This is a genomic window from Facklamia sp. P12955 (assembly GCF_050409565.1).
In the GTDB taxonomy this organism is placed as follows: Bacteria; Bacillota; Bacilli; order Lactobacillales; family Aerococcaceae; genus Facklamia.
The window spans coordinates 36,083-60,974 of sequence record NZ_JBNUPF010000012.1 but is presented as its reverse complement, the minus strand read 5'-3'; the positions used below and the strand labels follow the sequence as shown (position 1 = coordinate 60,974).

Below are 24,892 nucleotides of genomic sequence, written 5' to 3'. Positions count from 1 at the left end.
TATACCATTCAATTAACCGTTTAAATACAAACTCCAACTTTTGAGGTTCACATCATTAAAATACTTAAGCATGGTTTTTAATTCTGATTCAAACACGAACATTAAGATAATTAAGCCTTTGTTTGTTTGAATCGAGGTTTATTAAGCACTTTTAATGTGCTACTATGCTTTTGAGGAGGCGATGAAATGGTATCGGTTGGAGTCATTATGGGGTCAAAATCAGACTGGCCTACAATGAAAATAGCCACAGAAGTGCTAACTGAATTTGGAATCGAATTTGAAAAGAAAGTTGTGTCAGCGCATCGTATGCCTGATGAAATGTTTGCTTATGCTAAAGATGCTCACAAGCGAGGTCTACAAGTTATTATAGCAGGTGCAGGGGGAGCTGCTCATCTACCGGGAATGGTTGCAAGTCAAACTACCTTGCCGGTTATCGGTGTGCCTATTAAGAGCTCTACTTTAAATGGATTGGACTCATTACTATCCATTGTTCAAATGCCAGGTGGTGTTCCGGTAGCAACAACAGCTATTGGTAAGGCAGGGGCAAAAAATGCGGGCCTATTAGCTATCCGAATTTTAAGTCTACAAGATGCTTCTTTAGTGCAGAAATTAGAGCAATATCACCGACAGATGCGTCAAATGTCCATAGAAAGTGGGCAAGAACTTGAATAATTACATTAAACCTGGTTCTACTATCGGCATTATCGGCGGCGGACAACTGGGCAAAATGTTGTCCCAATCTGCAAAGCGGATGGGATATCGCGTAGGAATTTTTGATCCAGGACAAAATTGTTCAGCCTCTCAAGTTGCTGACTTTCATTGTCAAGCAGCTTTCGATGATCAAAAAAGTCTAGCTGAATTCGCCCATCAAGTCGATGTATTAACTTTTGAATTTGAGAATATTTCTTTGGAGTCGCTTAATAGAATTGTAGAAGAGGGAGCATATCTTCCTCAAGGTTCTTCAATTTTAAGACTTACTCAAGATCGTTTAACAGAAAAAGAGTTTTTAAGAACTAGTGGTGTACCCGTTGCAGATTATTATCCAGTTAGTAGTTATGAAGAACTTAAGCAAGGTCTTGAGCAATTAGATTACCCAGCCGTCTTGAAGACAAGACGCTTTGGTTATGATGGTAAAGGACAAATCATGTTAAAGAGCGAAGACGATATAGAAGAAGCCAAACAGCTTATTGACTCAGCTCCTTGTATATTAGAAGCTTTTGTTCCTTTCGATATGGAGTTATCCCATATGGTCGTAAGGAATAAACAAGGTCAAACGCGTATTTTTCCTTTGTCTGAAAATATTCACTATAATCATATTCTTCATCAGTCGATTGTACCCGCTCGTGTTTGTGAAGCAGTGGCCAATCAAGCCTTTAAGCTGGCAAAAACGATTGCCCATAAACTGAACTTAATTGGAATTGTTTGTATTGAAATGTTTCTAGCCGACGATAAAATTCTAGTGAATGAATTGGCACCTCGACCACATAATTCAGGTCACTATACCATTGAAGCATGTCAGTATTCACAATTTGATTTACATATTCGCTCAATTTGCGGTATGACACTTCCACAAAATAAACTATTATCTCCTGTTGTAATGACAAATATTTTAGGACAAGATCAAGAGATGGTGATTGACCAATGGCCAAATCATCCCGATTGGCACCTCCATCTATATAGTAAGGGGGAAGCGCGTCAAGATCGTAAGATGGGACACATCACTCAGCTTGCTCAAAATCCTGAGAGTATTTTAAAAACATTAAAAAAGATTGACAATTGGTCTTATAAATCATAAAAATCTAAAATTTAAGGAGTTGTTCTTATGTATAAAGTAGAGGTATTCGTAACTTATAAAGAATCAATTTTAGACCCTCAAGGTGAAGCAATTAAAGGTTCTGTTCATCGTATGGGAGTTAACCAGGTTAAAGAAATTCGTCAAGGAAAATACTTTGAATTAAAAATTGAAAAAGGACAAGAAAAAATTGAGACTTTAGTTGAGGAAATCTGTGATAAAATTTTAGCTAATCCGGTAATGGAATCTTATCGTTACACAATTACGGAGGTGGAATAGGATGAAGTTTGCAGTCATTCAATTCCCAGGCTCTAACTGTGATTTAGATGCCTTTCATGCTATCAAAGATGTCATGGGGCAAGAAGTAGAATATGTTAGTCATAAGGCTGATTCCTTAGAAGGTTTTGATGCAGTCCTAGTACCTGGCGGGTTCTCATTTGGTGATTATCTACGCTGTGGTGCGATTGCTTCTCATTCTAACGTGATGCAAGCTGTTAAAGCGTTTGCTAATGAAGGCAAATTAGTCATTGGTATCTGTAATGGGTTTCAAATATTAACAGAAGCGGGACTTCTGCCAGGTGCTTTGATTCGTAACACTTCTTTAAAATTTGTTTCAAAAAAACAGCCTCTAGAGGTTGTAAATGCAGGTTCTGCCTTTACAAATGCCTATAAAGAAGGACAGATTATTACCGTTCCAATCGCTCATGGTGAGGGGAATTATGTCGTTTCAGAAGATGAACTTAAATTATTAGAAGAAAACAACCAAATTCTTTTCCGTTATGCAGGAGAAAACCCGAATGGCTCGATTGCAAATATTGCTGGGATTTCTAATAAAGAAGGCAATGTGATGGCCATGATGCCACACCCAGAACGGGCAGTTGAAGAAATAATTAATGGTACAGATGGTATTGGAGTCTTTCAATCAATGATTAATCACTATCAAACAAAGGCGGTGCAACATGGCTAAATTAAAGGAACTTTCTCCTCAAGAAGTAGAAACAAGTAAAATTTACCGTGATTGGGGATTAAAGGATGAAGAATACTTACATATCAAAGAAGATATTTTAGGACGTCAACCAAATTTTACTGAAACAGGCCTTTATGCTGTGATGTGGTCTGAACACTGTTCTTATAAAAACTCTAAGCAAGTACTTAAGAAGTTTCCAATAGATGGTCCACAAGTTCTTCAAGGACCCGGTGAAGGAGCAGGTATTGTCGATATTGGTGACCAACAAGCTGTTGTTTTTAAGGCTGAGAGTCATAATCACCCGTCTGCTATTGAACCTTATGAAGGAGCAGCAACTGGTGTCGGCGGTATCTTAAGAGATATCTTCTCTATGGGAGCTCGTCCCATCGCATCATTGAACTCCTTACGATTTGGGGAGTTAGATAATGACCGTATGCGCTATTTATTCGAAGAAGTAGTCGCCGGAATTGCTGGATATGGAAATTCAATCGGGATTCCAACAGTAGGCGGTGAAATTGCTTTTGATGATTGTTATAAGGGAAACCCTTTAGTAAATGCGATGTCTGTAGGTCTAATTGACCATGCAGATATGCAAGTAGGTCAAGCCCAAGGAATTGGAAATTCTATTGTTTACGTAGGAGCAAAGACAGGGCGTGATGGTATTCATGGAGCAACTTTTGCTTCAGTAGAATTTGACGATGAAGTGGAATCTGAACGCTCAGCTATTCAAGTAGGAGACCCATTTATGGAAAAACTCCTGATGGAAGCCTGTTTAGAAGTTATCTACAACCATAAAGAAGCTTTAGTGGGTATTCAAGATATGGGTGCGGCTGGTTTAGTTTCTTCGTCTTCAGAAATGGCTGAAAAAGCTGGCACAGGTGTAACTTTAAACCTTGACCTAGTTCCTCAAAGAGAAACGGGCATGATTCCTTATGAAATGATGCTTTCTGAATCGCAAGAACGGATGCTTTTATGTGTCAAGCGTGGTATGGAAGAAGAAATTATCAATGTCTTTAAAGAATATGATCTAGACGCTGTAGTGATTGGTGAAGTTACTGGGGATGGTCAATACCGCTTGATGCATCAAGGTAAAGAAGTAGCTAACTTACCAGTTAATTCGCTAGGAGATGGACCGGTGTATAACAATCAAGGTCAAGTACCAGAGCGTATTCGTGAATGGGCAGATAAGGGACAATTCCAACCACAAATTGATAATGCGACCCAAACATTAAAAGATATCTTACAACAGCCAACAGTCGCTTCTAAAAAAGTAGCTTACGATACTTTCGACTCGCAAGTTCGAACCTCTACTTTAGTCTGGCCAGGCTCAGACGCAGCAGTGGTTAGAATTCGTGGCACTAAAAAAGCGATTGCTATGACTGCTGATTATAATTCACGTTACATCTATCTCAATCCGGAAATTGGTAGCCAAATGGCTGTAGCAGAAGCAGCTAGAAATATCGTAGCTTCAGGTGGAAAACCTTTAGCAATTACTGACTGTTTAAACTTTGGAAGCCCAGAAAAGCCAGAAGTCTTTTATGAATTAGATAAATCAGCTGATGGTATTGCAGCAGCCTGCCGTCAATTAGATACACCAGTTATTTCTGGTAACGTATCACTTTATAATGAGACAAATGGTCAAGCAATCTATCCTTCTCCAATGATTGGTATGGTTGGATTAATAAAAGATATCGAAAAAGTAACTACTCAATTCTTTAAAGCAGCTGGAGATGCTATTTACATGATTGGTCATACGACAGATGCCTTTAATGGATCTGAATTACAAAAAATGATGCTAGGTAAGATCGAAGGTCCTTTATTTGACTATGATTTAGCAGCTGAAAAGGCCAACCAGGAGACTGTTGCCGCGGCTATCCAAAAAGGATATCTTGCTTCTGCGCATGACCTTTCTGAAGGTGGATTAGCTGTTGCTTTAGCGGAATCAGCATTTAATACGGACTTAGGTCTAGAAGTAAAAGTGGACCTACCAGCTAGTCATTTATTCGCAGAGAACGGTTCACGCTTTATTGTTTCTGTAAGAGCTGATCAAAAAGCAGCGTTTGAAGCTGAATTTAAAGACCAATTCACTTTAATCGGTCAAGTAACCGATAAAGATCGAATTCGAATTCAAGCCAAAGACCAATTTATTGATGCCAAACGCTCAGACTTGCAACAACTATGGGAGGAAGCTATACCATGTCTTTTAAGAGGGAAGTAATCCGAGGGCAAGAAGTCGTCTCTACTGAAATCACCGATGATATATTCGATTTACCCTATGAAGAATGTGGTCTAATAGGTTTATGGAATCAAAAAGATGCCGCATTTGATGCTTACTATGGTCTACATGCCCTTCAACATCGTGGTCAAGAAGGGGCGGGAATTGCTGTCCTTAATGGCGATGAAATGCTAGCTCATCGTGACTTTGGTTTAGTGAATCAAGTTTTTAATCGCCGTCAAAAATTAGAAGAATTACCTGGAGATGCTGCCTTAGGTCATGTACGTTATGCAACTGCCGGTCTTAATGATATTAATAATATCCAACCCCTTGTCTTTCATTTCAATGATGGACCGGTTGCCATGGCTCATAACGGAAACTTAGTCAATGCTCACACTTTAAAAGTGGAACTTGAGAAAAAAGGCTCTATTTTTAATACCACTTCTGATAGTGAAGTAATTATGCATTTGATTCGTCGCTCTCAAAAAGAAAGCTTCATTGAAAAGTTAAAAGAATCTTTAAAGCAAGTGGTAGGAGGTTTTACTTATCTGTTCCTTACTGAAGAAGAATTAATTGGAGTGTGTGATCCCAATGGGTTTAGACCGTTGATTGTAGGAAGAATGCCTAATGGTGGGTATGTAATGGCTTCTGAGTCGTGCGCTTTAGACCAAATTGGTGCTTCTTATCTATTTGATGTGGAACCAGGTCAAGTGGTTTCCATTAATAATGAAGGTATCCAAAAAGAATATTATACAGAAAGCCGTCAACAAGCTATTTGCTCGATGGAGTTTATCTATTTTGCTCGACCGGATTCGAACATACATGGTATCAACGTACATACAGCTCGCAAGAATTCAGGAAAAAAACTAGCCCAAGAACAGCCGGTCGAAGCTGATATTGTAATTGGTGTTCCCAATTCATCACTTTCGGCTGCCTCAGGTTATGCAGAGGAAGCTGGTATTCCTTATGAAATGGGTCTTATTAAGAACCAGTATATTGCACGAACTTTTATCCAACCAACCCAAGAACTAAGAGAGCGGGGTGTAAGGATGAAGCTTTCAGCAGTCCGCAAAGTTGTCGAAGGAAAACGTATTGTGATGGTAGATGATTCCATCGTTCGAGGGACAACGTCTAAAAGAATTGTTGGCTTATTAAAAGCCGCAGGTGCTAAGGAAGTTCATGTACGCATTGCGTCACCCGCACTTAAACATCCTTGTTTTTACGGCATTGATATTTCGAATACGCGCGATTTAATTGCGGCCAACCATACACTAAAAGAAATTGAAAAGATTATCGATGCTGATTCATTAGCCTATCTCAGTGAAGAGGGTTTAGTTTCGGCTATTGACCTTCAATCAGATGCTCCTTATAAAGGATTATGTATGGCATACTTTAATGGAGATTATCCGACAGCTCTACATGATTTTGAAAAAGAATATCTTGCAGAATTAGAACGCATTGTTGAAGATTAATGATTAGGAGGAAATAAGTTGACGAAGGAAAATGCTTATAGTCGTGCAGGAGTAGACGTGCACGCTGGATATGAAGCGGTTAAAAGAATGAAAAAGCATGTCGAAAGAACCATACGTCCTGAAGTGTTAACTCATTTAGGTGGCTTTGGTGGAGCGTTTGATCTTTCAAAATTTTCATATCAAGAACCGGTTTTAGTAAGTGGAACAGACGGGGTCGGTACCAAATTAATGGTCGCTATTCAAGCAGGAAAATACGATACAATTGGTATCGATTGTGTAGCCATGTGCGTCAATGATGTGGTGGCTCAGGGTGCAGAACCTTTATTTTTCCTTGACTACATTGCGGTGGGTAAAAATGATCCTCAAGTAGTCGAGCAAATAGTAGCAGGGGTTGCTGAAGGTTGTGTTCAAGCAGGAGCCGCTTTAGTGGGTGGAGAAACAGCTGAAATGCCTGGTATGTATGATGAGAAAGATTTTGATGTGGCAGGATTTACTGTCGGAATAGCCGAGAAAAAAGAATTGCTTACGGGTAATCAGGTCAAGGCAGGAGATGTTCTAATTGGTTTAGCTTCATCAGGCATTCATTCCAATGGTTTCTCTTTAGTCCGTGACATCTTCTTCAATCAACATGATTATCAATTATCGGAGCCAGTTTTAGAAGGCGCTGACCAAAGCTTAGCTGAAGCTTTATTAGTTCCAACAAAAATCTATGTCAAAACGGTCATGCCATTGGTTAAAGCCGGTTTAATTAACGGAATAGCCCATATTACAGGTGGAGGGTTTGTCGAAAACTTACCACGGATGATGCAAGAGGATTTAGCTTGTGAGATTAATTTAGGCTCTTGGCCGGTACTACCAATCTTTAATCAAATGCAAGCTTTAGGAAAAATTGAATCCTTAGAAATGTATGAAATTTTTAACATGGGGATTGGTATGGTCCTAGCAGTAGATGTTGAAAAAGTAGTGGAAGTAAAACAAAGATTAGACCAACTTGGAGAAAACGCCTATGAAATTGGTCAAGTGGTTGAGAAAAGAGATAAAGAAGTTATTTTCAACTAGTAAGGAGGGGAAGGATGAAAGTTGCAGTATTTGCATCAGGGTCAGGTTCTAATTTTCAGGCTTTAGTGGAATCATGCCAGGATCGACCTGACATTGAATTTGTCTTATTATTTTCAGACTATCATCAAGCTTATGCATTGGAAAGAGCAAACAAATTGGGCATAACTACTTTAGTGGCCAGTCCAAAAGACTTTAATACTCGAGAAGACTATGAAAATTTTCTATTAATACAGATGCAGGATTATCAGATTGATTACATTCTATTAGCAGGTTACATGCGTGTCATTGGTCCACCTTTATTAGAAGCTTATCCTGATCGAATACTCAATATTCATCCTTCACTGCTTCCTGCTTTTCCTGGTCGGCACGGCATCGCTGATGCCTACCGAGCTGGGGTTAAAGAAACAGGAGTGACTGTTCATTTAGTGGACCAAGGAATCGATACAGGCAGAATTTTAGGTCAGAAGAAAGTTTTGATTGAAGAAGGCGAAAAATTAGTGGATCTTGAGGAAAAAATCCATCAAGTAGAACATCAATTATATCCTCAAGTTGTAAAAGAATTTCTTAAAGGAGTGGAGTAAATTGTCACGTGCATTAATAAGTGTTTCGGATAAAACGGGTCTGCTGCCAATGGCGAAAGCCTTAATTGCTCAAGGAGTTGAGATTATCTCAACAGGAGGGACCAAACGTTTTCTTGATGAAGCTGGACTTAAGACAACGGCTGTTGAGGAAGTGACTAATTTTCCTGAAATGATGGATGGCAGAGTGAAGACCTTGCATCCAAAAATTCACGGAGCTTTACTGGCTTTAAGAGATAATAAAGACCATCAACTAGCGGTTAAGAATCACGAAATTGAGTACATCGATTTTGTTATTGTTAATCTTTATCCATTTAAGCAAACAATCAAAAAAGCAGAAGTGACTTTAGCAGAAGCAATTGAACAGATTGATATTGGAGGACCGAGTATGATCCGTTCTGCAGCTAAAAATTATCAATCTGTCACCGTTGTTGTAGATCCAAGAGACTATGCTGTTGTCATTGAAGAATTAGAAAGTCAAGGTCAGACTAAGGCTGTTACTCGTCAACAATTGGCTCAAAAAGTGTTTGCTCACACGGCAGCTTATGATGCTTTGATTGCCAGTTATTTGGCTAATCAAATTGCTGAAGTGGAAGAAGAAGGTCAAATTGCACCAGTTGAATCACTTACCTTAACTTATGATCGGATGTATGATTTAAGATATGGTGAGAATGCTCATCAAAAAGCAGCTGTCTACCAAAAACCAATCACATCTTCTTATGCTATTACTCATGCCAAAGTTTTAAATGGTAAGCCTTTATCTTATAATAATCTACGCGATGCAGATGCCGCTATCAAAATGATCCGCGAATTTCCAGATCAAGCATGTGCAGTGGCAGTTAAACACATGAATCCTTGTGGTATAGCGGTTGCTGAAACAATAGAGATAGCTTTTAATCGATGCCGTCAAGCAGATCCAATTTCTATTTTTGGAGGCATTGTGGTTGTGAATCGGACCTTAACAATTAAATTAGCTGAAACGCTTCATTCCATGTTTCTTGATGTTATTATTGCGCCTTCTTTTGAAGAGGGAGCTTTAGAAATCCTCAAGCAAAAAGTGAATGTGCGTGTACTTCAATTAGACATGGATGACCTTTCAATGGATGCTGAAGAAATAACTTCGATAAGTGGAGGACTTTTAGTTCAAGAAGCTGATAGTTTAGTAGAAGATTCTGATCAATGGCAGCAAATGGGGACAGTTTCAACTTCTAATGAAAAAAGAGCGGCTTTATCATTTGCCTGGAGAGTGGTTAAGCATGTTAAATCAAATGCCATTGTTGTGGCTGATGGTCAGCAGACTTATGGTGTAGGTGCAGGTCAGACTAACCGTGTAGGAGCTGCTAAAATTGCTTTGGATCATGCTAAAGAATTAGGTGCCGACTTTTCTAAGATGGTATTAGCTTCAGATGCCTTTATACCAATGACAGATACAATTGAGTTAGCCCATCAATATGGTGTTCAGGCAATTGTGCAACCCGGTGGTTCCATTGGTGATAAGGAAGTAATTGCCAAAGCCGATGAATACGGCATTGCTATGTTAGCGACCAAAGTCCGTCATTTCCGTCATTAAGAGAAAGAGGTAATCATGAAATTATTAGTTATTGGTAGTGGAGGACGCGAACATGCGATTGCCTATCATTTGTTAAAAAGTCCCCTAGTCGAATCGGTTTTTTGTGCTCCTGGCAATCCAGGTATGAAAGTAGATGGCATAAATTGTGTAGACATCGCTGAGAATGCTTTTGAAGACTTAATCAATTTTGCCAAACAAGAACAAATTGATTGGACTTTTGTAGGTCCGGAAGGTCCTTTATTTGAAGGAATTGTTGACCATTTTACCCAAGCAGGTCAAATTGCTTTTGGGCCAAGTAAAGCTGCTGCTCAAATCGAAGGTTCTAAATTGTTTGCCAAAAAATTAATGCAAAAATATAAGATTCCAACTGCCCAGTATGCTAGTTTTACTGAGCAAGAGGCTGCACTCGCTTATTTGAATAACCAGTCGACTCCGATTGTAGTTAAAGTCGATGGGCCAGCTGCAGGTAAAGGAGTTACCGTTGCTTTAAGTAAAGAAGAGGCAGAGAATGCGATTAAATTAGCTTTTGAAAAAGATCCAGCAAAGCAAAGAATCGTAATTGAAGAATGTTTGCTTGGACCAGAGTTTTCAATCTTTTCAATGGTTTATAAAGGTAAAGTTTGCCACTCTTTGCCAGCTAGAGATCATAAACGTTTATTAGATGGTAATCTGGGGCCTAATACAGGCGGTATGGGAGCATTTGCCCCCGTTGAAGATATCTCAGAAGAACTATATCAAGAAACCCTTCGAACGATTGTAGAGCCTACTTTAGTGGCTATGGATAAAGAGGGGACTCCTTTTAATGGTGTTTTATATACAGGGCTAATGAACACAGCTGAAGGACCAAAAGTGATTGAGTTTAACGCACGTTTCGGTGATCCAGAAACCCAGGTCGTCTTGCCTTTATTGAAAACAGATTTTGCAGAATTGATCAATGACTTGCTGCATGGTCGTGAGACCCAAGTGGAGTGGAGGGAAGAAAAAGCATGCATGGGAGTTATCTTAGCGGCTGAAGGTTACCCACAAAATCCTACACGTGGGATTGAGTTTTCATTAAAGTCTTCTATGGATGAGACTATGAAAATCTACTATGCAGGAATTTCTTCTTACCGCCCACTTGTTTCTAGCGGGGGAAGAATTGCCATGGTTACTTGTTTAGCTGACACAAAGCAATTAGCACAAGACAAAATTTATGAGTATCTATCAAAACAAGCACTCGATCAAATTTATTACCGTAAAGACATAGGGGTCAACTTGCTTAAGCCATAGCATTCCTTTAGAATGAAAATATCGGTTTTCAATCGACTTTCATTTTAAGGATATAAATTAGGAGGTTGGCTATGGACTTTATTTCAGATATCGTCACACAATTCCGAACGGAAATTGATATTATTCAGCTATCACAAGATATTTTGATTAGCTTATTTAAAATCATTTTCTCAGTCATTCTACTTTACACTTTAAAAAAAGTTTTAATTAAAATGATTGAGAGTTACTTTCTGGGTAAAAGGTCTTCACGTATTCGCTTTGCTAAAAAAGCACGCAATCATACAATTAGTCGTTTATTGACTAACTTGGTTCAATATCTTTTTTATTTCTTTTTAGCCTATACGGTCTTAAGTATCATGGGTGTTCCAGTTGGTACTTTAGTAGCTGGGGCTGGAATTGTCAGTTTAGCCATTGGTTTGGGTGCTAAAGATTTAGTCTCAGATGTTGTTAATGGTTTCTTCATTCTCTTGGAACACCAATTTGATGTTGGGGATGCGGTAGATATTAACGGCTACAGTGGAACCGTTTATTCCATTGGTTTAAGAAATACGGTCGTCCGTGATTACAATGGAATTCATCATTTCATTCCCAACGGGAGTATTACTCAAATGTCCAATCTCTCACTCAATAGTATCCGTGTGGATATTGATTTGTTCATTTATCCTGAACAAAATATAGATCAGCTTGAAGCTCGGCTTCAAGAAATCTATTTAAAAGTGCCACAAGATGATCAGTTGATTTTACGTGCTCCAGAATTTTTAGGAGTCTTTCGTGACTCACAAGGACGTTTGATTTATAAAATAAGGATATGGTCCAAGAGTGTTGATGACATGTTAGTCGTTCAAGCTAGATACTATAAAGCTTTTATCCAAGGCTTATCTGAAGCTAAGGTGAAATTAGCCATGGGTAATCAAGAGCGAGTTCAAGTAGCATTAAATGAAGAACAGTTCATGGAAGCAGAATAAATAATAGCCAAATAAAAAGCTGACCTCATTTGAGGTTAGCTTTTTATGTATAAACCTAATATTTAAGCTTTGTTAACTGAAGCATCGTAAATACCATCGATGGCTTCTTTAATAGTTTGATTGAACTCTTCATCACTTTGACTGGCTCTTAAATCTTGTGAAAGAGCACGGGAGAATGAAGCGATGCAGTTAGGTGTTTTCTTCAAGCGGGCATTAGCTTCCTCGGTAGGATATCCACCTGATAAAGCAACGACTCTTACCATATTTGGATGGTTGGCAATTTCTTCATAGGTAGAAGGCTTAGTAGGGATAGTAATTTTAAGCATCACTAATTCATTTTCTTCCAATTTGTTTAAGTGAGCCAGAATCTCTTCAGCTAATTTTGCTTCGATCTTTTCTTTATCTTCTGCATGAATATTTACTTCAGGTTCGATAATTGGAACGAGTCCTGCAGCAATAATTTGTTTAGCAATTTCAAATTGTTGATCAACAACTGCTTTAATTCCGACTTCAGAATATGAATTAATAGTAGAACGCATTTTTGTTCCAAAAATATGACGCTCATTAGCTCTTTCTAACAATTCATCAAGAAGGGTGATAGGTTTCATTAGTTGAACACCATCTGCTTCTTCCATGAGTCCTAAGTCCACTTTAAGGAAAGGAACTACTTTTTTCTCTTCCCAAAGATAGTCAGCTGTTTTTTTGCCTTCAACTTCACGATCGATTGTTTGTTCAAATAAAATAGCGCCTAAGATTTTTTCGTTGCTAAAAGAAGGGGCAGTCATGATACGTCTACGCATTTCATGAACTTTATCAAACATTTCATCTTCATTTGAATATTGGTCCTCGTTTACTCCGTATGCCTTTAAAGCTTTTGGTGTGGATCCACCAGATTGATCAAGCGCAGCGATAAAACCTTTGCCGTTTTTAATTTGTTCAAATTGTTGTGAATTCATTCCATTACTCCTTTACGTTTACTATGCTTATGATAGCTTTAAATCTTAAAATATGCAATCTATTTCATTTTAATCAATAAGGTAAGTGCCTTCTTCAGTCACCACCAGGTCAACTTGTTTGTCATGGTCTTCTGTAGGAATGTCATCGTATTGTAATTGGGCATAATAAGGTAGAACTAAATAGGCATTTTTAGCTCTAAGTAAGTAACGATCATAGTAGCCTCCGCCATAACCAAGGCGCTCGCCACGGTTATTGCAAGTTACGCATGGCATAATGATAAGGTCGATGTCTTCTGGTTCAAGTCTTTGACTGATTTTTTCTGGCTCTAAGATTCCAAAAGCGGATCTTTCTAGAGGAGAATTTTCTTTATATACTAAGGCTTCCATGACACGACCAGGGAAAACTCGAGGAATACCCACTGTTTTTCCGTCTTTCCATGCTCTTTGAATGATGGGATGAGTGTTCATTTCTTCATCAGTAGAATAATAAACCATCATTTTTTTTGCTTTTTTATATTCATCCAGTTGGAAAAGCTGTTGATAAATTTTTTCTTCGGCAAAGCGACGATATTCACTTGAAAGTTGGGCTCTTTTTGCAAAAATTTCTTTTCTTAATTCTGTCTTACTCTTCATTTTGAACCTCCTAATAAAATACTTATTATAATTATACCATTAGTTTATAAAAGATAAATCAACTGCTTTCTACTTGTATACTTTTAAATTACAATGATAATAAAAGAAAGAGGTGTTTTTATGTATCAATTAGCTGATTTAAAAGAAATCGCAGCCGATTGGACAGCTTGTTTAGACAAGGTAGAACAATCGCTTGTCCTGAATCAATTAAACAATTATTTAAACCAGGAAGAGGCTGTCATATATCCACCAGCAGTAGAAGTTTTTAAAGCTTTAGAGCTGTGTCCATATTTTGATACTAAGGTAGTTATTATTGGACAAGATCCTTACCATGGTCCTAATCAAGCCAACGGCTTGGCTTTTTCAGTGAATGAGGACCAGTCAGTGCCTCCTTCTTTGAAAAATATTTTTAAAGAATTATCAGATGATCTCAAAGTCCCTATCCGAAAAGAAACAGACCTGTCAGACTGGGCGAGACAAGGAGTGCTGTTATTAAATCGCGTGTTAACCGTCAGAGCAGGTGAAGCGAACTCTCACCAAGGAATCGGATGGGAATTCGTCACCAACCAAATCATTCAATGCCTTAATCATCATCCAAACTCTCTTATATTTATTCTCTGGGGTAAAAAAGCACAATCACTTGAAAAGTTGATAGATCGTTCCAAGCATCGAGTGATCAAGTCCAGTCACCCGAGCCCCCTAGCAGCCTATCGTGGTTTTTTTGGATCCAAGCCTTTTTCGAAAACCAATTCCTTTTTAATTGAAAAAGGCTATCAGCCTATCAAGTGGACACCTTAGTTAAAACTATAACTAGGTGAAAAAAGTAAGCGTAATCCAAGCAATCAAATTATTGATAAAATGAAAACTCATGGATGCCGCTACATTGGCTTGATACTTCCAATAAAAATAAGTGAGACCTAAAGTCAACGGAAGATAGATGACAGCATCTGCTAAAGTAGCCATGTGCGCTCCTGTAAATAGTAAAATCGATAAGATTGTCATTGACCATTTGAACGATTTGCCTTTGTGGACTGAGGGACCGATGATGGCTTGACGAAAGATTAGTTCTTCCACAAAAGGAGCAAAAATAACTAACATAAAGAAAGTAAAATAACTAGGAACGTTCCCAATTAAATCTTGGATGGCTTGTTGATTAGCCCCCATACCCTCCAAGTCTATATAAGGCTCAATTAGACTAAGTAGGATAATACGTACAATGCCAATAATTAAGAAGCAAAGGATAGTTTTACCTAAAAGACTCTTCCAACTAGTTTGCTGGAGTAATCGCTGCCATTGATCCATTGTATATTTTCCATACAAGTACCAAGCAACAAAGCAAATAATTAGCATACTGACTAGTAAAACCCATGGTATCGACTCTTCTGCCACACCTAAGGCAAGAGCAATAGCGGGGCTGATAAGATAGAAAAGGATATAAGTAAAAAGTAATTTCCAAGCTCTATTTTTCATAATAACCTCCTAAAATTTTGATAATATTATTATATCTTATCCTACTAAAAAGACTAGTCTATCTAATGCTGAATGATTTTGATATTTTTCAAGATAAGTTGCTTGTATGCTATAATAAGTTGATTGTAAAAAAGGGGTAGAGACTATGAAAGAACTAAGTATACAAAATCTATCAAAATCATATGGTGTGAAGCAATTGATCGACCAAGTCGATTTTTCAATCCGAACAGGTGATCGAGTGGGGCTTATTGGACCGAATGGAACTGGAAAATCTTCTTTTTTAAGAGTAATTGCAGGAATCGATAGTTATGATAATGGTCAAATTAAAGCCCCTAATCAATACGAAATTGCCTATCTGGAGCAAAACCCTCGTTTAGATCCAGATAAAACCATCCTAGAAACGGTTTATGATTCAAAAGCAGCGGATATTCAATTGTTATTAACTTATGAAAAATGTCGCATGGAGTTAGAGGCTGACCCAACCAATCATTTCTTACAAGATCAATTCACCAAATTATCAGATGAAATGACCTTGAAATCTGCTTGGGAAGTTGAGATATCGGCTAAGTCTATTCTGACCCAATTAAAAATCTATAATCTAAATAAAAAGGTTGGAGAATGTTCAGGGGGCCAGCAAAAACGGATTGGAATCGCTCAAGTCTTAATTGCTGAACCGGATCTTTTAATTTTAGATGAGCCGACCAATCATTTAGACGTAGAGTCAATCCAATGGTTGGAAAAATATTTAGCTTCTTACAAAGGTGCTTTATTACTAGTCACTCATGATCGCTACTTCTTAGAACGCTCAGTCAATAAAATTATTGAATTACAATATGGACGCATTACTGAGTTTGAAGGCAATTATCAGACTTATTTAACTAAAAAGGCTGAATTGATCGAAATGCAAGCCAAACAAGCCCAAAAACAAGATCGGCTCTACTTACAAGAACTCGCCTGGATGCGTCAAGGCGCTCAGGCCAGATCAACCAAACAACAAGCTAGAATTGATCGCTTTAACCAATTGAAGGATTCGATCGGCCTAAGAGACCAATCTCAAGATGCTATTGATTTTAATTTTTCACAACAGCGGATGGGTAATCAAATTATTGAATTAGAAGACCTTACAGTCGAAATTGCTGATAAGATTATCATTAACGGTCTAACTAAGACATTTGTTAAGGGTGATCGTTTGGGAGTTGTGGGTCCTAACGGAGTGGGGAAATCAACTTTCTTAAACTGCTTGGCAGGCTTGCATCCACTTAAAAAGGGTATATGTCGGTTAGGACAAACAGTCAATATCGCTTATTATCGTCAATTAGATGAAGATTTGCCACAAGCTATGCGTATCTTAAGCTATTTAACCCAAGTAGCGGATCAGTTCAAACGTCCAGACGGTTCAAGAGTTTCGGCTGCGCAAATGTTAGAGCGTTTCAATTTTCCCAAAGAGAGTCATGGTTCACTGATACAGTCACTTTCTGGTGGAGAAAAAAGAAGACTTTACTTATTAACCCTCTTAATCCAAGAACCCAATGTTCTTTTATTGGATGAGCCAACCAATGACTTAGATATTGAGACTTTAAATACTTTAGAAGACTATATAGAATCTTTTGAAGGCGTAGTGATTATTGTTTCTCATGATCGTTATTTTTTAGATAAGACAGTCGATCAATTACTGGTCTTAAAAGGAGAAGGGAAGTTTGACTTATACTGGGGAAGCTTTTCAGAATACTTAGAAACTAAGGATAATCATATTGAGAATGAAGCAAAACCAAGTAAGCAAGCCAACAAAGAAAACGCTCAAAAGTCTCAATTAAATAAAAAAAAGCGAATGACCTATCATGAAAAACAAGAATGGCAAGGTCTTGAAGAACGGATAGTCGAGTTAGAAAGCCAAATAGAGCAAAAGCAAAAACTGATGGAAGAACATTCAGAAGATGCTGGTAAGCTAATGGATCTTCATACTGAAATTGAGTTTCTAGAAGCTAACTTACTAGAACTTTATGAACGCTATGACTATTTAAGTGATTTGGACCAATAGGAGGTAGACGGATGAAACAATATCAAGAACTGATCAGTCATATTCTAGACCATGGTGACAAAAAGACCGATCGCACAGGAACTGGTACGCTATCAACTTTCGGTTATCAAATGCGATTTGATCTCAGTAAAGACTTTCCTCTTTTGACTACTAAACGGGTGCCTTTTGGTCTAGTTAAATCGGAATTAATTTGGTTTTTAAAGGGGGATACCAATATTAAATATTTATTAATCCATAACAATCATATTTGGGATGAATGGGCCTTTGAAAACTATACGCAATCAGCTGACTACAAAGGAGTGGACATGACTGATTTTGGTCGACGTATCCTAGAAGATAAAGAATTTGCAGAAAACTACCAGATGGAGATGTCTAGTTTTCAAGCTAATATTATAGCTAGCAATCAGTTTGCGGCTAAGCATGGTGACTTAGGTCCTATCTATGGCAAACAATGGCGATCTTGGGAGGCGAATGGTGAAACCATTGATCAAATTCAGCAGGTCATTGAATCTCTTAAAGATAATCCAGATTCTAGAAGGCATATCGTAACGGCATGGAACCCTGCAGCTATTGATAAAGCGGTCTTACCACCCTGTCATTGCTTCTTTCAATTCTATGTTAGTAAAGGCCGTTTATCCTGTCAGCTTTATCAACGCTCAGCAGATGTGTTCTTAGGCGTTCCTTTTAATATTGCTTCTTATGCTTTATTAACCCATTTAATCGCCAAAGAAACTCATTTACAGCCGGGTGAATTTGTTCATGTTTTAGGGGATGCCCATTTGTATTTAACCCATTTAAAGGCAGCACGGACTCTTTTAGAGCGTTCTCCACGTTCGCTTCCCCAGCTTAACATTTCAGATTTTCAATCCATCGATCAATTGAATTTGAATCAGATTCAGATTGAAAACTACCATCCACATCCAACAATTAAAGCAGCTATCTCAGTTTAGTAAATAGGAGGAGAAATGATGATTACATATGTTTATGCCCAAGATTTAAAAGGCGCAATTGGTTATCAAAAGGACTTACCATGGCATTTACCTAACGACCTCAATTTTTTTAAAGAAGTTACCATGGGACATACTATGTTGATGGGGAGAACGACTTTCGAATCAATGGACCGTAGAGTTTTACCAGGTCGCAAGACGGTTGTATTAACCAGTCAAGAAGATTATGGTCAAGATATTGCACAGCTGAACTTGGTACATAGTGTAGAAGATGTCTTAGAGCTAGCAAAAGATCAAGAATTAATGGTTATTGGAGGAGCAGGTGTTTTCAAAACTTTGATGGACCACGTCGATAAGATTGTGCGTACCGTCATCGAAGGAGAGTTTCCTGCAGATACCTATATGGCGGATATTGATCAAGAAAAGTTCCGTTTGGATAAGCTGGTTGAAGTTCCTGCAGATGCAGATAATGAATACCCTCATCGTTTTGAGTGGTGGGTGAGAAAATAAATGACTGATTTTACCACTTTTAAAGCAATTGGCTGCATTGGTTGTGGCAATATGGGATCAGCGATTATAAAGTCTCTTTCGACTAACTTTTCCAATTTAGCCTTTTACTTATATGATAAAGACAATTATAAAAGTCAAAGCTTGGCTAAGGACTGTGGTGAGAGTGTTGAAGCAGTAAATAGTCTTGAAAAACTTTTAGCTTCTGCTCAAATCATTTTTATCGGAGTCAAACCGAAAGACTTAAATATCTTGTTGGACTCCCTTAATTCTATTGAATTACTTGATTCTAAATTATGGATATCGATGGTAGTGGGTAGGTCATTAAGTAGTATTCAAGAGCTACTTCCTCAAGGGCATCACCTTATCCGCATAATGCCTAATACCCCTGTTGCCATCGGACAAGGTTATGTTTCTTATTGTTACCAGAAAGAAAATTTCAATGACCAAGTAATTAATGAATTTAAGAACTTATTACAACCCTTGGGACATCTTCAGTTGATCGAAGAAAGCTTATTTGATGTTGCTTCTGCTATTGCAGGATCAGGTCCTGCCTTTATCTACCAGTTGATTGAAGCTATCAGTGATGCCGGCGTTTATTATGGCTTGAACCGTCAGCAAGCCATCGATATGGCGGCTAAAACAGTGGCTGGTGCCGGTCAGATGGTCCTGGAAAGTCATCAACATCCTGCTCAATTAAAAGACGCTGTGACCAGTCCTAAGGGTACGACCATTGCCGGTGTTAGAAGTTTAGAAGCGAATGGATTTCGATCGGCTATATTTGAAGCTGTTTCAGCAACCGTAGAGAGAACATAAGAATAAATCCATCTCCTATTCTTTTTAGAATGAGAGATGGATTTTATTGATTGAAGTTTATAGGTATTGAAAAATTGAGTAAAACATTAAACCTGCTCCTAAAATAACAAAGAGGTGCCAAACAACGTGCATCCAGCGATTAGATTTCATAGAATAAAATATCGTACCAAGAGAATAGGCGATCCCACCTAGAGCCAGATAAATTATTCCCCAAAGGTCTATTGATTTAAAGAGGGGATAAATAATTAATAGGCATAGCCATCCTAATGCTAAATAAAGATAGGTCGATAACTTTGGAAAACAGTCGATAGCAAAGACTTCAAATACAATCCCTGCTATTGCCAACATCCAGATGAGAGCAAGAAAGAGATAAGCCAAGTGATTATTAAGAGCTATCATGAGATAGGGAGTATAAGTTCCGGCAATTAATAAATAGATCGCTGAATGGTCCAGTTTTTGTAAAACACGTCGATATTTACTGTGGGAAAAAGAATGGTAGAGGGTTGAATTAGTAAAAAGGGCCACCAAAGAAAAGCCATAAACGATATAGGCAATCATATCGATGCTGGATCTTTGAGCTAATCCTTTTTTAATGAGTATATAAGTCCCAAGCAAAGATAAAGCAGCAGCGATTCCATGAGTGATAGCATTCCAAGTTTCGACTTGTTTGAATGAATGACTACTTCTAGATGGTGTCATTGTCGGATTGGACGAAGATGAATTAAACATTTAATCGGCTCCTTCTTTTATACTAATTCAATTATACTTAAGTTAGGGTTTAGATGAAAGAAAAGTCGGTTTATGGAATAATTGATTTATTTATTAGGATTACAAATGCTATAATAAAAATAATTCCACGAAACCCAGAGTATTTAACTTTATCAAAGAATGATCTTTAAAGAATAGGAGGTCTAGGATGGGACCTAGTTTTTATGAATTTATAATGCGATATGCTGATGAAGCTGCCAATGATCCCATGAGTCGCTTAGCCAATGCAGTCAGTAACGACATTGCTTTTCCCAAGCAAAGTCATGATTTTCAAGAAATATCTGATTATTTAGAAAAAAATAGTCACTATTCAAGACTATTAAGTATTTTTGATGATGCCTGGCACCAATATCAATATGCAATTTAAAGGAGAGATTTGATGAGTACACATATTCAAGCCCACTATGGGCAAATAGCCCCGATAGTTCTGTTTCCCGGTGATCCCTTAAGAGCAAAATATATTGCTGACCAATTTTTAGAAAATGTTATTCAATATAACGAAGTGCGCAATATGTTTGGCTACACAGGAGATTACCACGGTATAAAAGTATCGGTTCAAGGATCTGGAATGGGGATGCCATCAGCTATGATCTATGCAGAGGAACTTTACCGTGACTATGATGTGCAAACAATTATTCGGGTAGGATCTGCCGGTGGTATGCAAGAAAATGTTAAAGTTAGAGACATAGTCTTAGCCCAAGGAGCTACAACCGATTCTTCAGCTTTAAGTAATATTTTTAAAGGACAAGTTTCCTATGCTGCACTTGCTGATTTTCAAAGTCTTGATCACGCTTATCATTTGGCACAAACAAAAGTAGGAGACCGGGTTCATGTAGGGAATGTACTTTCTAGCGATCGTTTTTATAATGATGAGTTAGATAAAGAAAAATTAGCTCAATATGGTGTTCTAGCAGTTGAAATGGAAGCAGCCGGACTTTATGCCGTGGCAGCAAAATATCAGCGCAGAGCTTTAGCTATTTGTACGATTTCTGACCATCTATTAACTGGTGAAGAGACAACCGCTCAAGAGCGTGAACAAACCTTTACAGACATGATGGAAATAGCTTTAGAAACAGCTTTAAAATTGGATTAAACAATAGAAAGAAGGGAGATGAAATGATTTTTAAATGCAAATTTATCAAGAAGCAAAAAAACAACCTTCTTCAGTGGACTCCAGATAAATGGCTTTGCCTTTTTTTAATCTTTTCGCTTTTTGCTTTGGTTATGAATTATAAAGCGCTTCCGATTTCAGCTATGGGAAAGCTATTTGGCAGTCCTTCAGTTGAAAAAGAAGATCAATTAACCAAAGAAGATTTAGCGATTATCCAAGAAGTTTATAATTCTTTACAAATCAATTATATTGAGGAATTAGATAAAGAAAAGCTTTTAGAAGGAGCTCTAAAAGGCATGGTGGATGCGGTGGATGATCCCTATTCTGAATTTTTAAACCCTACTGAAATAACGCCTTTTGATGATTCTCTGGAAGGATCCTTCACCGGTATAGGGGTTCAATTTATGTTAAAAGATAGTTTGCCTACGGTTATAGCTCCGATTGACGGAACTCCCGCTGCAAAAGCAGGTATCAAAGCCAATGATATTATTCTAAAAGCCGATGATGTGGATCTTCAGGGATTAGACACCAGTGAAATCGTGCAAAAGATTCGTGGACCCTTGGGGTCTGAGATCACTTTAACGATCAAGAGAGGTCAATCAACCTTTGAAGTAACTATGATTCGAGAAGAAATTCCTCTTACTACGGTCGACTATGAACAAGATGATGAATATGACCAAGTGGGAGTCGTTAAAGTGAGCCAATTTGCTTCATCAACTTATGAGGAAATGGTATCGGCCGTTAAAGACTTACGGTCAAAAGGTGTCGATCGCTTTATTTTTGATTTCCGCTATAATCCTGGAGGAATGTTGGAAACAGCTTTACAAGTTAGTAATATGTTCTTAGATGATGATCAAGTCATTATGCAAACAGATGATCGTCTGAGTGAGCCGTTTGAGTATGTGGCTTCTGACGAGCGCTATGGTGATTTTCAAATTACAGAGCCTTATGTATTATTAATCGATGAAGGCTCGGCTTCAGCTAGTGAAATATTAGCTGCTGCCATTAAAGAAAATACGGATGCCCCTGTGATCGGGGTGACTTCTTTCGGAAAAGGGACGGTTCAAAGAATGATTTCAGAATCCTCATATGGGGAATTAAAATTAACCGTAGCAAAATGGCTTACACCTAGTGGGGGGTGGATTCATGAGAAAGGAATCGAACCTGATCAAGTGGTAAAAGCACCAGAAGTCGCTAATACGATTGTGTTAAATCAAGAAGAAGATTTAAAAATAGGCGATGCTTCCGAATACGTTCAATCAGCTAGTTTAATGTTACAAGCATTGGGTTATCAAGAGGAAAAAACGGCTTATTTTAGTCCTGAAATGGAAGAAGCTGTAAGGAACTTTCAAAAGGACTTTAAGCTAGAAGTAAACGGTGTTATTGACTCAGCAACCAGTGACAAATTGGTTGAAGAAACGCGAGCTTATTTAGAAGCAGAAGACCCACAATATCAAGCAGCTATCGAGGCCTTATTAGGAGAATAAGATGGGGAAATTTTTTAAAACAATTCTAATAGAGTTCGTAAATATCATTTTTGTGATTCTTGCTGCTTTGTTTCTCTTTTTAGCTGTACGTAACTATCTTGCACAGCCCTTTCAAGTTGAAGGTAAATCAATGAATCCCACTCTTTATCAAGCAGACCATTTGATAATGTGGAAACAATTTGATTTAGACCGTTTTGACATTGTTGTCTTTCCTGATCCTATGGGTTCTGGCAGAACCTATGTGAAGCGTTTAATTGGCCTTCCAGGAGATTCGATTGTAGTAAGAGAAGATCAGTTATTCATCAATGATCAGTTGATTGAAGAACCTTATTTGGAGCCGGCTAAATCTAATATGGAGACAAATTATACTGAAGACTTCACTCTGTGGGAAATAACAGGTGATTCGCTTATTCCAGAAGGTAAAGTTTTTGTGATGGGTGATAACCGACCTGGTTCGGGAGACAGTCGCCAATTTGGTTATGTCGATATTGATGAAATTGAAGGAGAAGCTAACTTTATTTATTATCCTCTTGATCGAATAGGAAAAGTAGGTAAACTGCAAGCTATAGAATAAAGAGTCTATTAAAAAGGAGGGATAAATTGAATCAGATTCAGTGGTTTCCAGGCCATATGGCAAAGGCTAAAAGGGAAGCAAAGGAAAAACTTAATTTAGTGGATTTAGTAATTGAATTGACAGATGCTCGCATACCTGAATCCAGCCGTAATCCTGTGATTACAGAAATTATTAATCAGAAACCTTCAATTCTGGCTTTAAATAAAGCAGATTTAGCTGACCCCAATTTAACTAAACATTGGATTCAACACTATCAAGAACAAGGTCAAATTGCTTTAGCAATTGATGCTCAGCATCAATTGGGTTTGAATGAACTTAAGAAGGCCTGCAAAGACTTAATGGTAGATTTTTTTGCCAAACAAAAAGCTAAAGGGGTAAAACCTAGAGCGATTCGTCTGATGATTTTAGGCATCCCCAATGTCGGCAAGTCAACGCTCATTAACCGCTTTGTCGGAAAAAATCAAGCACAAACTGGCAATAAACCAGGGGTTACTAAAGCGCAGCGGTGGCTAAAAATTGGGAAAGAGTTTGAATTACTAGATACGCCTGGTATCTTATGGCCTAAGTTTGAAGATCCCTTGACGGGTTATCACTTAGCCTTAACTGGAGCCATTAAAGACCAATTAGTCGAAATGCAGGAGCTATCTTTAGTGTTGATCGGTCATTTAGAACAATTTTACCCTGGTTTATTAAAAGAATTTTATCATTTAGAAGACTATCATCAAGAGATGGCTGCGGCTGAAATTTTAACTAGTTTGACACAGACATTAAAACTGGATCAAGACTATACCCAAGCAGCTGAGCGATTAATATTTGATTTTCGTCAACATAAACTGGGTTCGATTACACTCGATCGTCCGATTGAGAGGGTTAACATTGAAACAAACCATTAAAGAAATCAAAGCGCAGCTAAAAACAATTGAAGACCTTGAAGATGTTTACCTCAATCAATTAAAAGAAGATCCTAGAAAAGGAGTTCAAGAGCTAGTAAGACGTCATAAAAGAGTGTTAATTGCTTATAACCAACGTTATCAAGCTTATCAAAAACGCCTAGACTTTGATCGCCAATTATTGGATGCTAACCAGTCTTTTGTGCTTGCAGGAGTTGATGAAGTGGGGAGAGGTCCGATAGCTGGTCCAGTAGTAGCAGCGGCAGTTATTTTACCTCAAGATACCAGTGATTGGGTGGACGTCAATGATTCGAAAACCTTAACGCATCAAAAGCGTTCAGACTTAGCTGAAATGATAAAACAACAAGCTAAAGCTTATGCCATCACAAGCGTATCTCCTCAAGCGATTGATCGCATTAATATTTATGAGGCCAGTCGTATGGCCATGAAAGAAGCTGTTCTAAAGCTCAACAAAGCAGTGGATTTTGTTGTCGTAGACGCCATGAAATTAGATTTACAGATTCAACAAAAAGCAGTGGTGAAAGGTGATCAACGCTCACTTTCCATAGCTGCTGCTTCTATTATTGCCAAGGTCCATCGTGACCAGCTGATGGTGGATTATGCAAGATGGTATCCAGAATATGGTTTTGACCAGCACATGGGCTATCCAACTAAGAAACATCTGGTTGCGTTAGAACAATACGGCTACACGGCTATTCATAGACAATCCTTTAGTCCTGTTCAAAAAATTAATAAATTCTATGGTTCGTAAGTTGGCCAAAATTTTAAAGAGCAAGTATTGAAAAAT

General features: G+C 38.0%; 26 protein-coding genes. 22 read left to right on the top strand and 4 right to left on the bottom strand.

Features of this window, described 5'->3' with window-relative positions; genetic code table 11:
• Positions 1-186: 186 nt before the first annotated feature.
• The 11 genes from purE (at position 187) to ACQV2G_RS04805 (ending at position 11,887) form a co-directional block, all read left to right on the top strand.
• The gene (gene purE, locus ACQV2G_RS04855) at positions 187-672 is read left to right on the top strand and encodes a 5-(carboxyamino)imidazole ribonucleotide mutase (RefSeq protein WP_428873449.1); all 486 of its coding nucleotides are present in this window, start codon (positions 187-189) and stop codon (positions 670-672) included.
• Positions 665-1,795, top strand: coding sequence for a 5-(carboxyamino)imidazole ribonucleotide synthase (purK, locus tag ACQV2G_RS04850; protein ID WP_428873448.1), 1,131 nt, complete (start codon positions 665-667; stop codon positions 1,793-1,795). Before purE ends, purK begins: the two co-directional genes overlap by 8 nt.
• A gap of 27 nt (positions 1,796-1,822) precedes the next feature.
• Positions 1,823-2,071: a phosphoribosylformylglycinamidine synthase subunit PurS gene (gene purS / locus ACQV2G_RS04845; protein WP_428873447.1), complete on the top strand. Its 249-nt coding sequence runs from the start codon at positions 1,823-1,825 to the stop codon at positions 2,069-2,071.
• A 1-nt stretch (position 2,072) separates the two neighbouring features.
• On the top strand, positions 2,073-2,759 hold the full coding sequence (purQ, locus tag ACQV2G_RS04840) for a phosphoribosylformylglycinamidine synthase subunit PurQ (RefSeq protein WP_428876264.1): 687 nt from the start codon (positions 2,073-2,075) through the stop codon (positions 2,757-2,759).
• Positions 2,752-4,977 carry a phosphoribosylformylglycinamidine synthase subunit PurL gene (gene purL, locus ACQV2G_RS04835; RefSeq protein WP_428873443.1) on the top strand — a complete coding sequence of 742 codons (2,226 nt, stop codon included), beginning with the start codon at positions 2,752-2,754 and terminating at the stop codon, positions 4,975-4,977. The genes purQ and purL overlap by 8 nt, the downstream gene beginning before the upstream one ends.
• Positions 4,956-6,446, top strand: a complete 1,491-nt coding sequence (gene purF, locus ACQV2G_RS04830) for an amidophosphoribosyltransferase (protein WP_428873442.1) — start codon at positions 4,956-4,958, stop codon at positions 6,444-6,446. Before purL ends, purF begins: the two co-directional genes overlap by 22 nt.
• Before the next feature lie 18 nt (positions 6,447-6,464).
• A complete protein-coding gene (gene purM / locus ACQV2G_RS04825) occupies positions 6,465-7,505 on the top strand; it encodes a phosphoribosylformylglycinamidine cyclo-ligase (RefSeq protein ID WP_428873441.1) in 1,041 nt (346 codons plus the stop codon).
• Positions 7,506-7,519: 14 nt separating this feature from the next.
• Complete coding sequence (gene purN, locus ACQV2G_RS04820) at positions 7,520-8,086, top strand: phosphoribosylglycinamide formyltransferase (protein WP_428873440.1); 567 nt, start codon at positions 7,520-7,522, stop codon at positions 8,084-8,086.
• Between the two features lies 1 nt (position 8,087).
• Complete coding sequence (gene purH, locus ACQV2G_RS04815) at positions 8,088-9,653, top strand: bifunctional phosphoribosylaminoimidazolecarboxamide formyltransferase/IMP cyclohydrolase (RefSeq protein ID WP_428876263.1); 1,566 nt, start codon at positions 8,088-8,090, stop codon at positions 9,651-9,653.
• A 15-nt stretch (positions 9,654-9,668) separates the two neighbouring features.
• A complete protein-coding gene (gene purD, locus ACQV2G_RS04810) occupies positions 9,669-10,922 on the top strand; it encodes a phosphoribosylamine--glycine ligase (RefSeq protein ID WP_428875217.1) in 1,254 nt (417 codons plus the stop codon).
• A 71-nt stretch (positions 10,923-10,993) separates the two neighbouring features.
• Positions 10,994-11,887 (top strand): mechanosensitive ion channel family protein, encoded by an 894-nt coding sequence (locus ACQV2G_RS04805; RefSeq protein ID WP_428873436.1) that lies wholly within the window; start codon positions 10,994-10,996, stop codon positions 11,885-11,887.
• Between the two features lie 62 nt (positions 11,888-11,949).
• Here the strand turns inward: ACQV2G_RS04805 and ACQV2G_RS04800 are convergent, their stop codons facing one another.
• Positions 11,950-12,843 (bottom strand): fructose bisphosphate aldolase, encoded by an 894-nt coding sequence (locus ACQV2G_RS04800; protein ID WP_428873435.1) that lies wholly within the window; start codon positions 12,841-12,843, stop codon positions 11,950-11,952.
• Between the two features lie 69 nt (positions 12,844-12,912).
• Positions 12,913-13,476: a 5-formyltetrahydrofolate cyclo-ligase gene (locus ACQV2G_RS04795; RefSeq protein WP_428876262.1), complete on the bottom strand. Its 564-nt coding sequence runs from the start codon at positions 13,474-13,476 to the stop codon at positions 12,913-12,915.
• Between the two features lie 120 nt (positions 13,477-13,596).
• On the opposite strand from ACQV2G_RS04795, the gene ACQV2G_RS04790 reads away from it, so the two are divergent.
• Positions 13,597-14,274 carry a uracil-DNA glycosylase gene (locus ACQV2G_RS04790; protein WP_428876261.1) on the top strand — a complete coding sequence of 226 codons (678 nt, stop codon included), beginning with the start codon at positions 13,597-13,599 and terminating at the stop codon, positions 14,272-14,274.
• A gap of 12 nt (positions 14,275-14,286) precedes the next feature.
• Here ACQV2G_RS04790 and ACQV2G_RS04785 read toward each other — a convergent pair whose 3' ends face one another.
• The gene (locus ACQV2G_RS04785; protein WP_428876260.1) at positions 14,287-14,946 is read right to left on the bottom strand and encodes a lysostaphin resistance A-like protein; all 660 of its coding nucleotides are present in this window, start codon (positions 14,944-14,946) and stop codon (positions 14,287-14,289) included.
• Positions 14,947-15,091: 145 nt separating this feature from the next.
• Here ACQV2G_RS04785 and ACQV2G_RS04780 point away from each other — a divergent pair, with 145 nt between their 5' ends.
• The 4 genes from ACQV2G_RS04780 to proC are packed head-to-tail and all read left to right on the top strand — an operon-like array spanning position 15,092 to position 19,254.
• The gene (locus tag ACQV2G_RS04780) at positions 15,092-16,984 is read left to right on the top strand and encodes an ABC-F family ATP-binding cassette domain-containing protein (protein ID WP_428876259.1); all 1,893 of its coding nucleotides are present in this window, start codon (positions 15,092-15,094) and stop codon (positions 16,982-16,984) included.
• 11 nt (positions 16,985-16,995) lie between these two features.
• A complete protein-coding gene (locus ACQV2G_RS04775) occupies positions 16,996-17,934 on the top strand; it encodes a thymidylate synthase (protein WP_428876258.1) in 939 nt (312 codons plus the stop codon).
• Between the two features lie 15 nt (positions 17,935-17,949).
• On the top strand, positions 17,950-18,441 hold the full coding sequence (locus ACQV2G_RS04770) for a dihydrofolate reductase (protein WP_428873427.1): 492 nt from the start codon (positions 17,950-17,952) through the stop codon (positions 18,439-18,441).
• Complete coding sequence (proC, locus tag ACQV2G_RS04765) at positions 18,442-19,254, top strand: pyrroline-5-carboxylate reductase (protein ID WP_428876257.1); 813 nt, start codon at positions 18,442-18,444, stop codon at positions 19,252-19,254.
• Positions 19,255-19,311: 57 nt separating this feature from the next.
• Here proC and trhA read toward each other — a convergent pair whose 3' ends face one another.
• The gene (gene trhA, locus ACQV2G_RS04760) at positions 19,312-19,983 is read right to left on the bottom strand and encodes a PAQR family membrane homeostasis protein TrhA (RefSeq protein WP_428875208.1); all 672 of its coding nucleotides are present in this window, start codon (positions 19,981-19,983) and stop codon (positions 19,312-19,314) included.
• Positions 19,984-20,170: 187 nt separating this feature from the next.
• Between trhA and ACQV2G_RS04755 the strand changes: the two genes are divergently transcribed.
• From ACQV2G_RS04755 to ACQV2G_RS04730, 6 genes are read left to right on the top strand one after another with little or no spacing between them, the layout of a single operon-like run.
• Positions 20,171-20,389, top strand: a complete 219-nt coding sequence (locus tag ACQV2G_RS04755; protein ID WP_428873423.1) for a YozE family protein — start codon at positions 20,171-20,173, stop codon at positions 20,387-20,389.
• Between the two features lie 12 nt (positions 20,390-20,401).
• A complete protein-coding gene (gene deoD, locus ACQV2G_RS04750; RefSeq protein ID WP_428873422.1) occupies positions 20,402-21,115 on the top strand; it encodes a purine-nucleoside phosphorylase in 714 nt (237 codons plus the stop codon).
• 23 nt (positions 21,116-21,138) lie between these two features.
• Positions 21,139-22,620 carry a S41 family peptidase gene (locus ACQV2G_RS04745; RefSeq protein ID WP_428876256.1) on the top strand — a complete coding sequence of 494 codons (1,482 nt, stop codon included), beginning with the start codon at positions 21,139-21,141 and terminating at the stop codon, positions 22,618-22,620.
• Between the two features lies 1 nt (position 22,621).
• Complete coding sequence (gene lepB, locus ACQV2G_RS04740) at positions 22,622-23,194, top strand: signal peptidase I (RefSeq protein WP_428873419.1); 573 nt, start codon at positions 22,622-22,624, stop codon at positions 23,192-23,194.
• Positions 23,195-23,220: 26 nt separating this feature from the next.
• Positions 23,221-24,087, top strand: coding sequence for a ribosome biogenesis GTPase YlqF (ylqF, locus tag ACQV2G_RS04735; RefSeq protein WP_428876255.1), 867 nt, complete (start codon positions 23,221-23,223; stop codon positions 24,085-24,087).
• Positions 24,071-24,856: a ribonuclease HII gene (locus ACQV2G_RS04730; RefSeq protein WP_428873417.1), complete on the top strand. Its 786-nt coding sequence runs from the start codon at positions 24,071-24,073 to the stop codon at positions 24,854-24,856. Before ylqF ends, ACQV2G_RS04730 begins: the two co-directional genes overlap by 17 nt.
• Positions 24,857-24,892: the final 36 nt, after the last annotated feature.

What these genes read in the sequence shown, in the direction of transcription:
- purE (WP_428873449.1), top strand. Translation starts at nt 187, where the DNA reads ATGGTATCGGTTGGAGTCATTATGGGGTCAAAATCAGACTGGCCTACA.
- purS (WP_428873447.1), top strand. Translation starts at nt 1,823, where the DNA reads ATGTATAAAGTAGAGGTATTCGTAACTTATAAAGAATCAATTTTAGAC.
- purQ (WP_428876264.1), top strand. Translation starts at nt 2,073, where the DNA reads ATGAAGTTTGCAGTCATTCAATTCCCAGGCTCTAACTGTGATTTAGAT.
- purL (WP_428873443.1), top strand. Translation starts at nt 2,752, where the DNA reads ATGGCTAAATTAAAGGAACTTTCTCCTCAAGAAGTAGAAACAAGTAAA.
- purF (WP_428873442.1), top strand. Translation starts at nt 4,956, where the DNA reads ATGTCTTTTAAGAGGGAAGTAATCCGAGGGCAAGAAGTCGTCTCTACT.
- purN (WP_428873440.1), top strand. Translation starts at nt 7,520, where the DNA reads ATGAAAGTTGCAGTATTTGCATCAGGGTCAGGTTCTAATTTTCAGGCT.
- purD (WP_428875217.1), top strand. Translation starts at nt 9,669, where the DNA reads ATGAAATTATTAGTTATTGGTAGTGGAGGACGCGAACATGCGATTGCC.
- ACQV2G_RS04805 (WP_428873436.1), top strand. Translation starts at nt 10,994, where the DNA reads ATGGACTTTATTTCAGATATCGTCACACAATTCCGAACGGAAATTGAT.
- ACQV2G_RS04800 (WP_428873435.1), bottom strand. Translation starts at nt 12,843, where the DNA reads ATGAATTCACAACAATTTGAACAAATTAAAAACGGCAAAGGTTTTATC.
- ACQV2G_RS04795 (WP_428876262.1), bottom strand. Translation starts at nt 13,476, where the DNA reads ATGAAGAGTAAGACAGAATTAAGAAAAGAAATTTTTGCAAAAAGAGCC.
- ACQV2G_RS04790 (WP_428876261.1), top strand. Translation starts at nt 13,597, where the DNA reads ATGTATCAATTAGCTGATTTAAAAGAAATCGCAGCCGATTGGACAGCT.
- ACQV2G_RS04785 (WP_428876260.1), bottom strand. Translation starts at nt 14,946, where the DNA reads ATGAAAAATAGAGCTTGGAAATTACTTTTTACTTATATCCTTTTCTAT.
- ACQV2G_RS04780 (WP_428876259.1), top strand. Translation starts at nt 15,092, where the DNA reads ATGAAAGAACTAAGTATACAAAATCTATCAAAATCATATGGTGTGAAG.
- ACQV2G_RS04775 (WP_428876258.1), top strand. Translation starts at nt 16,996, where the DNA reads ATGAAACAATATCAAGAACTGATCAGTCATATTCTAGACCATGGTGAC.
- ACQV2G_RS04770 (WP_428873427.1), top strand. Translation starts at nt 17,950, where the DNA reads ATGATGATTACATATGTTTATGCCCAAGATTTAAAAGGCGCAATTGGT.
- proC (WP_428876257.1), top strand. Translation starts at nt 18,442, where the DNA reads ATGACTGATTTTACCACTTTTAAAGCAATTGGCTGCATTGGTTGTGGC.
- trhA (WP_428875208.1), bottom strand. Translation starts at nt 19,983, where the DNA reads ATGTTTAATTCATCTTCGTCCAATCCGACAATGACACCATCTAGAAGT.
- ACQV2G_RS04755 (WP_428873423.1), top strand. Translation starts at nt 20,171, where the DNA reads ATGGGACCTAGTTTTTATGAATTTATAATGCGATATGCTGATGAAGCT.
- deoD (WP_428873422.1), top strand. Translation starts at nt 20,402, where the DNA reads ATGAGTACACATATTCAAGCCCACTATGGGCAAATAGCCCCGATAGTT.
- ACQV2G_RS04745 (WP_428876256.1), top strand. Translation starts at nt 21,139, where the DNA reads ATGATTTTTAAATGCAAATTTATCAAGAAGCAAAAAAACAACCTTCTT.
- lepB (WP_428873419.1), top strand. Translation starts at nt 22,622, where the DNA reads ATGGGGAAATTTTTTAAAACAATTCTAATAGAGTTCGTAAATATCATT.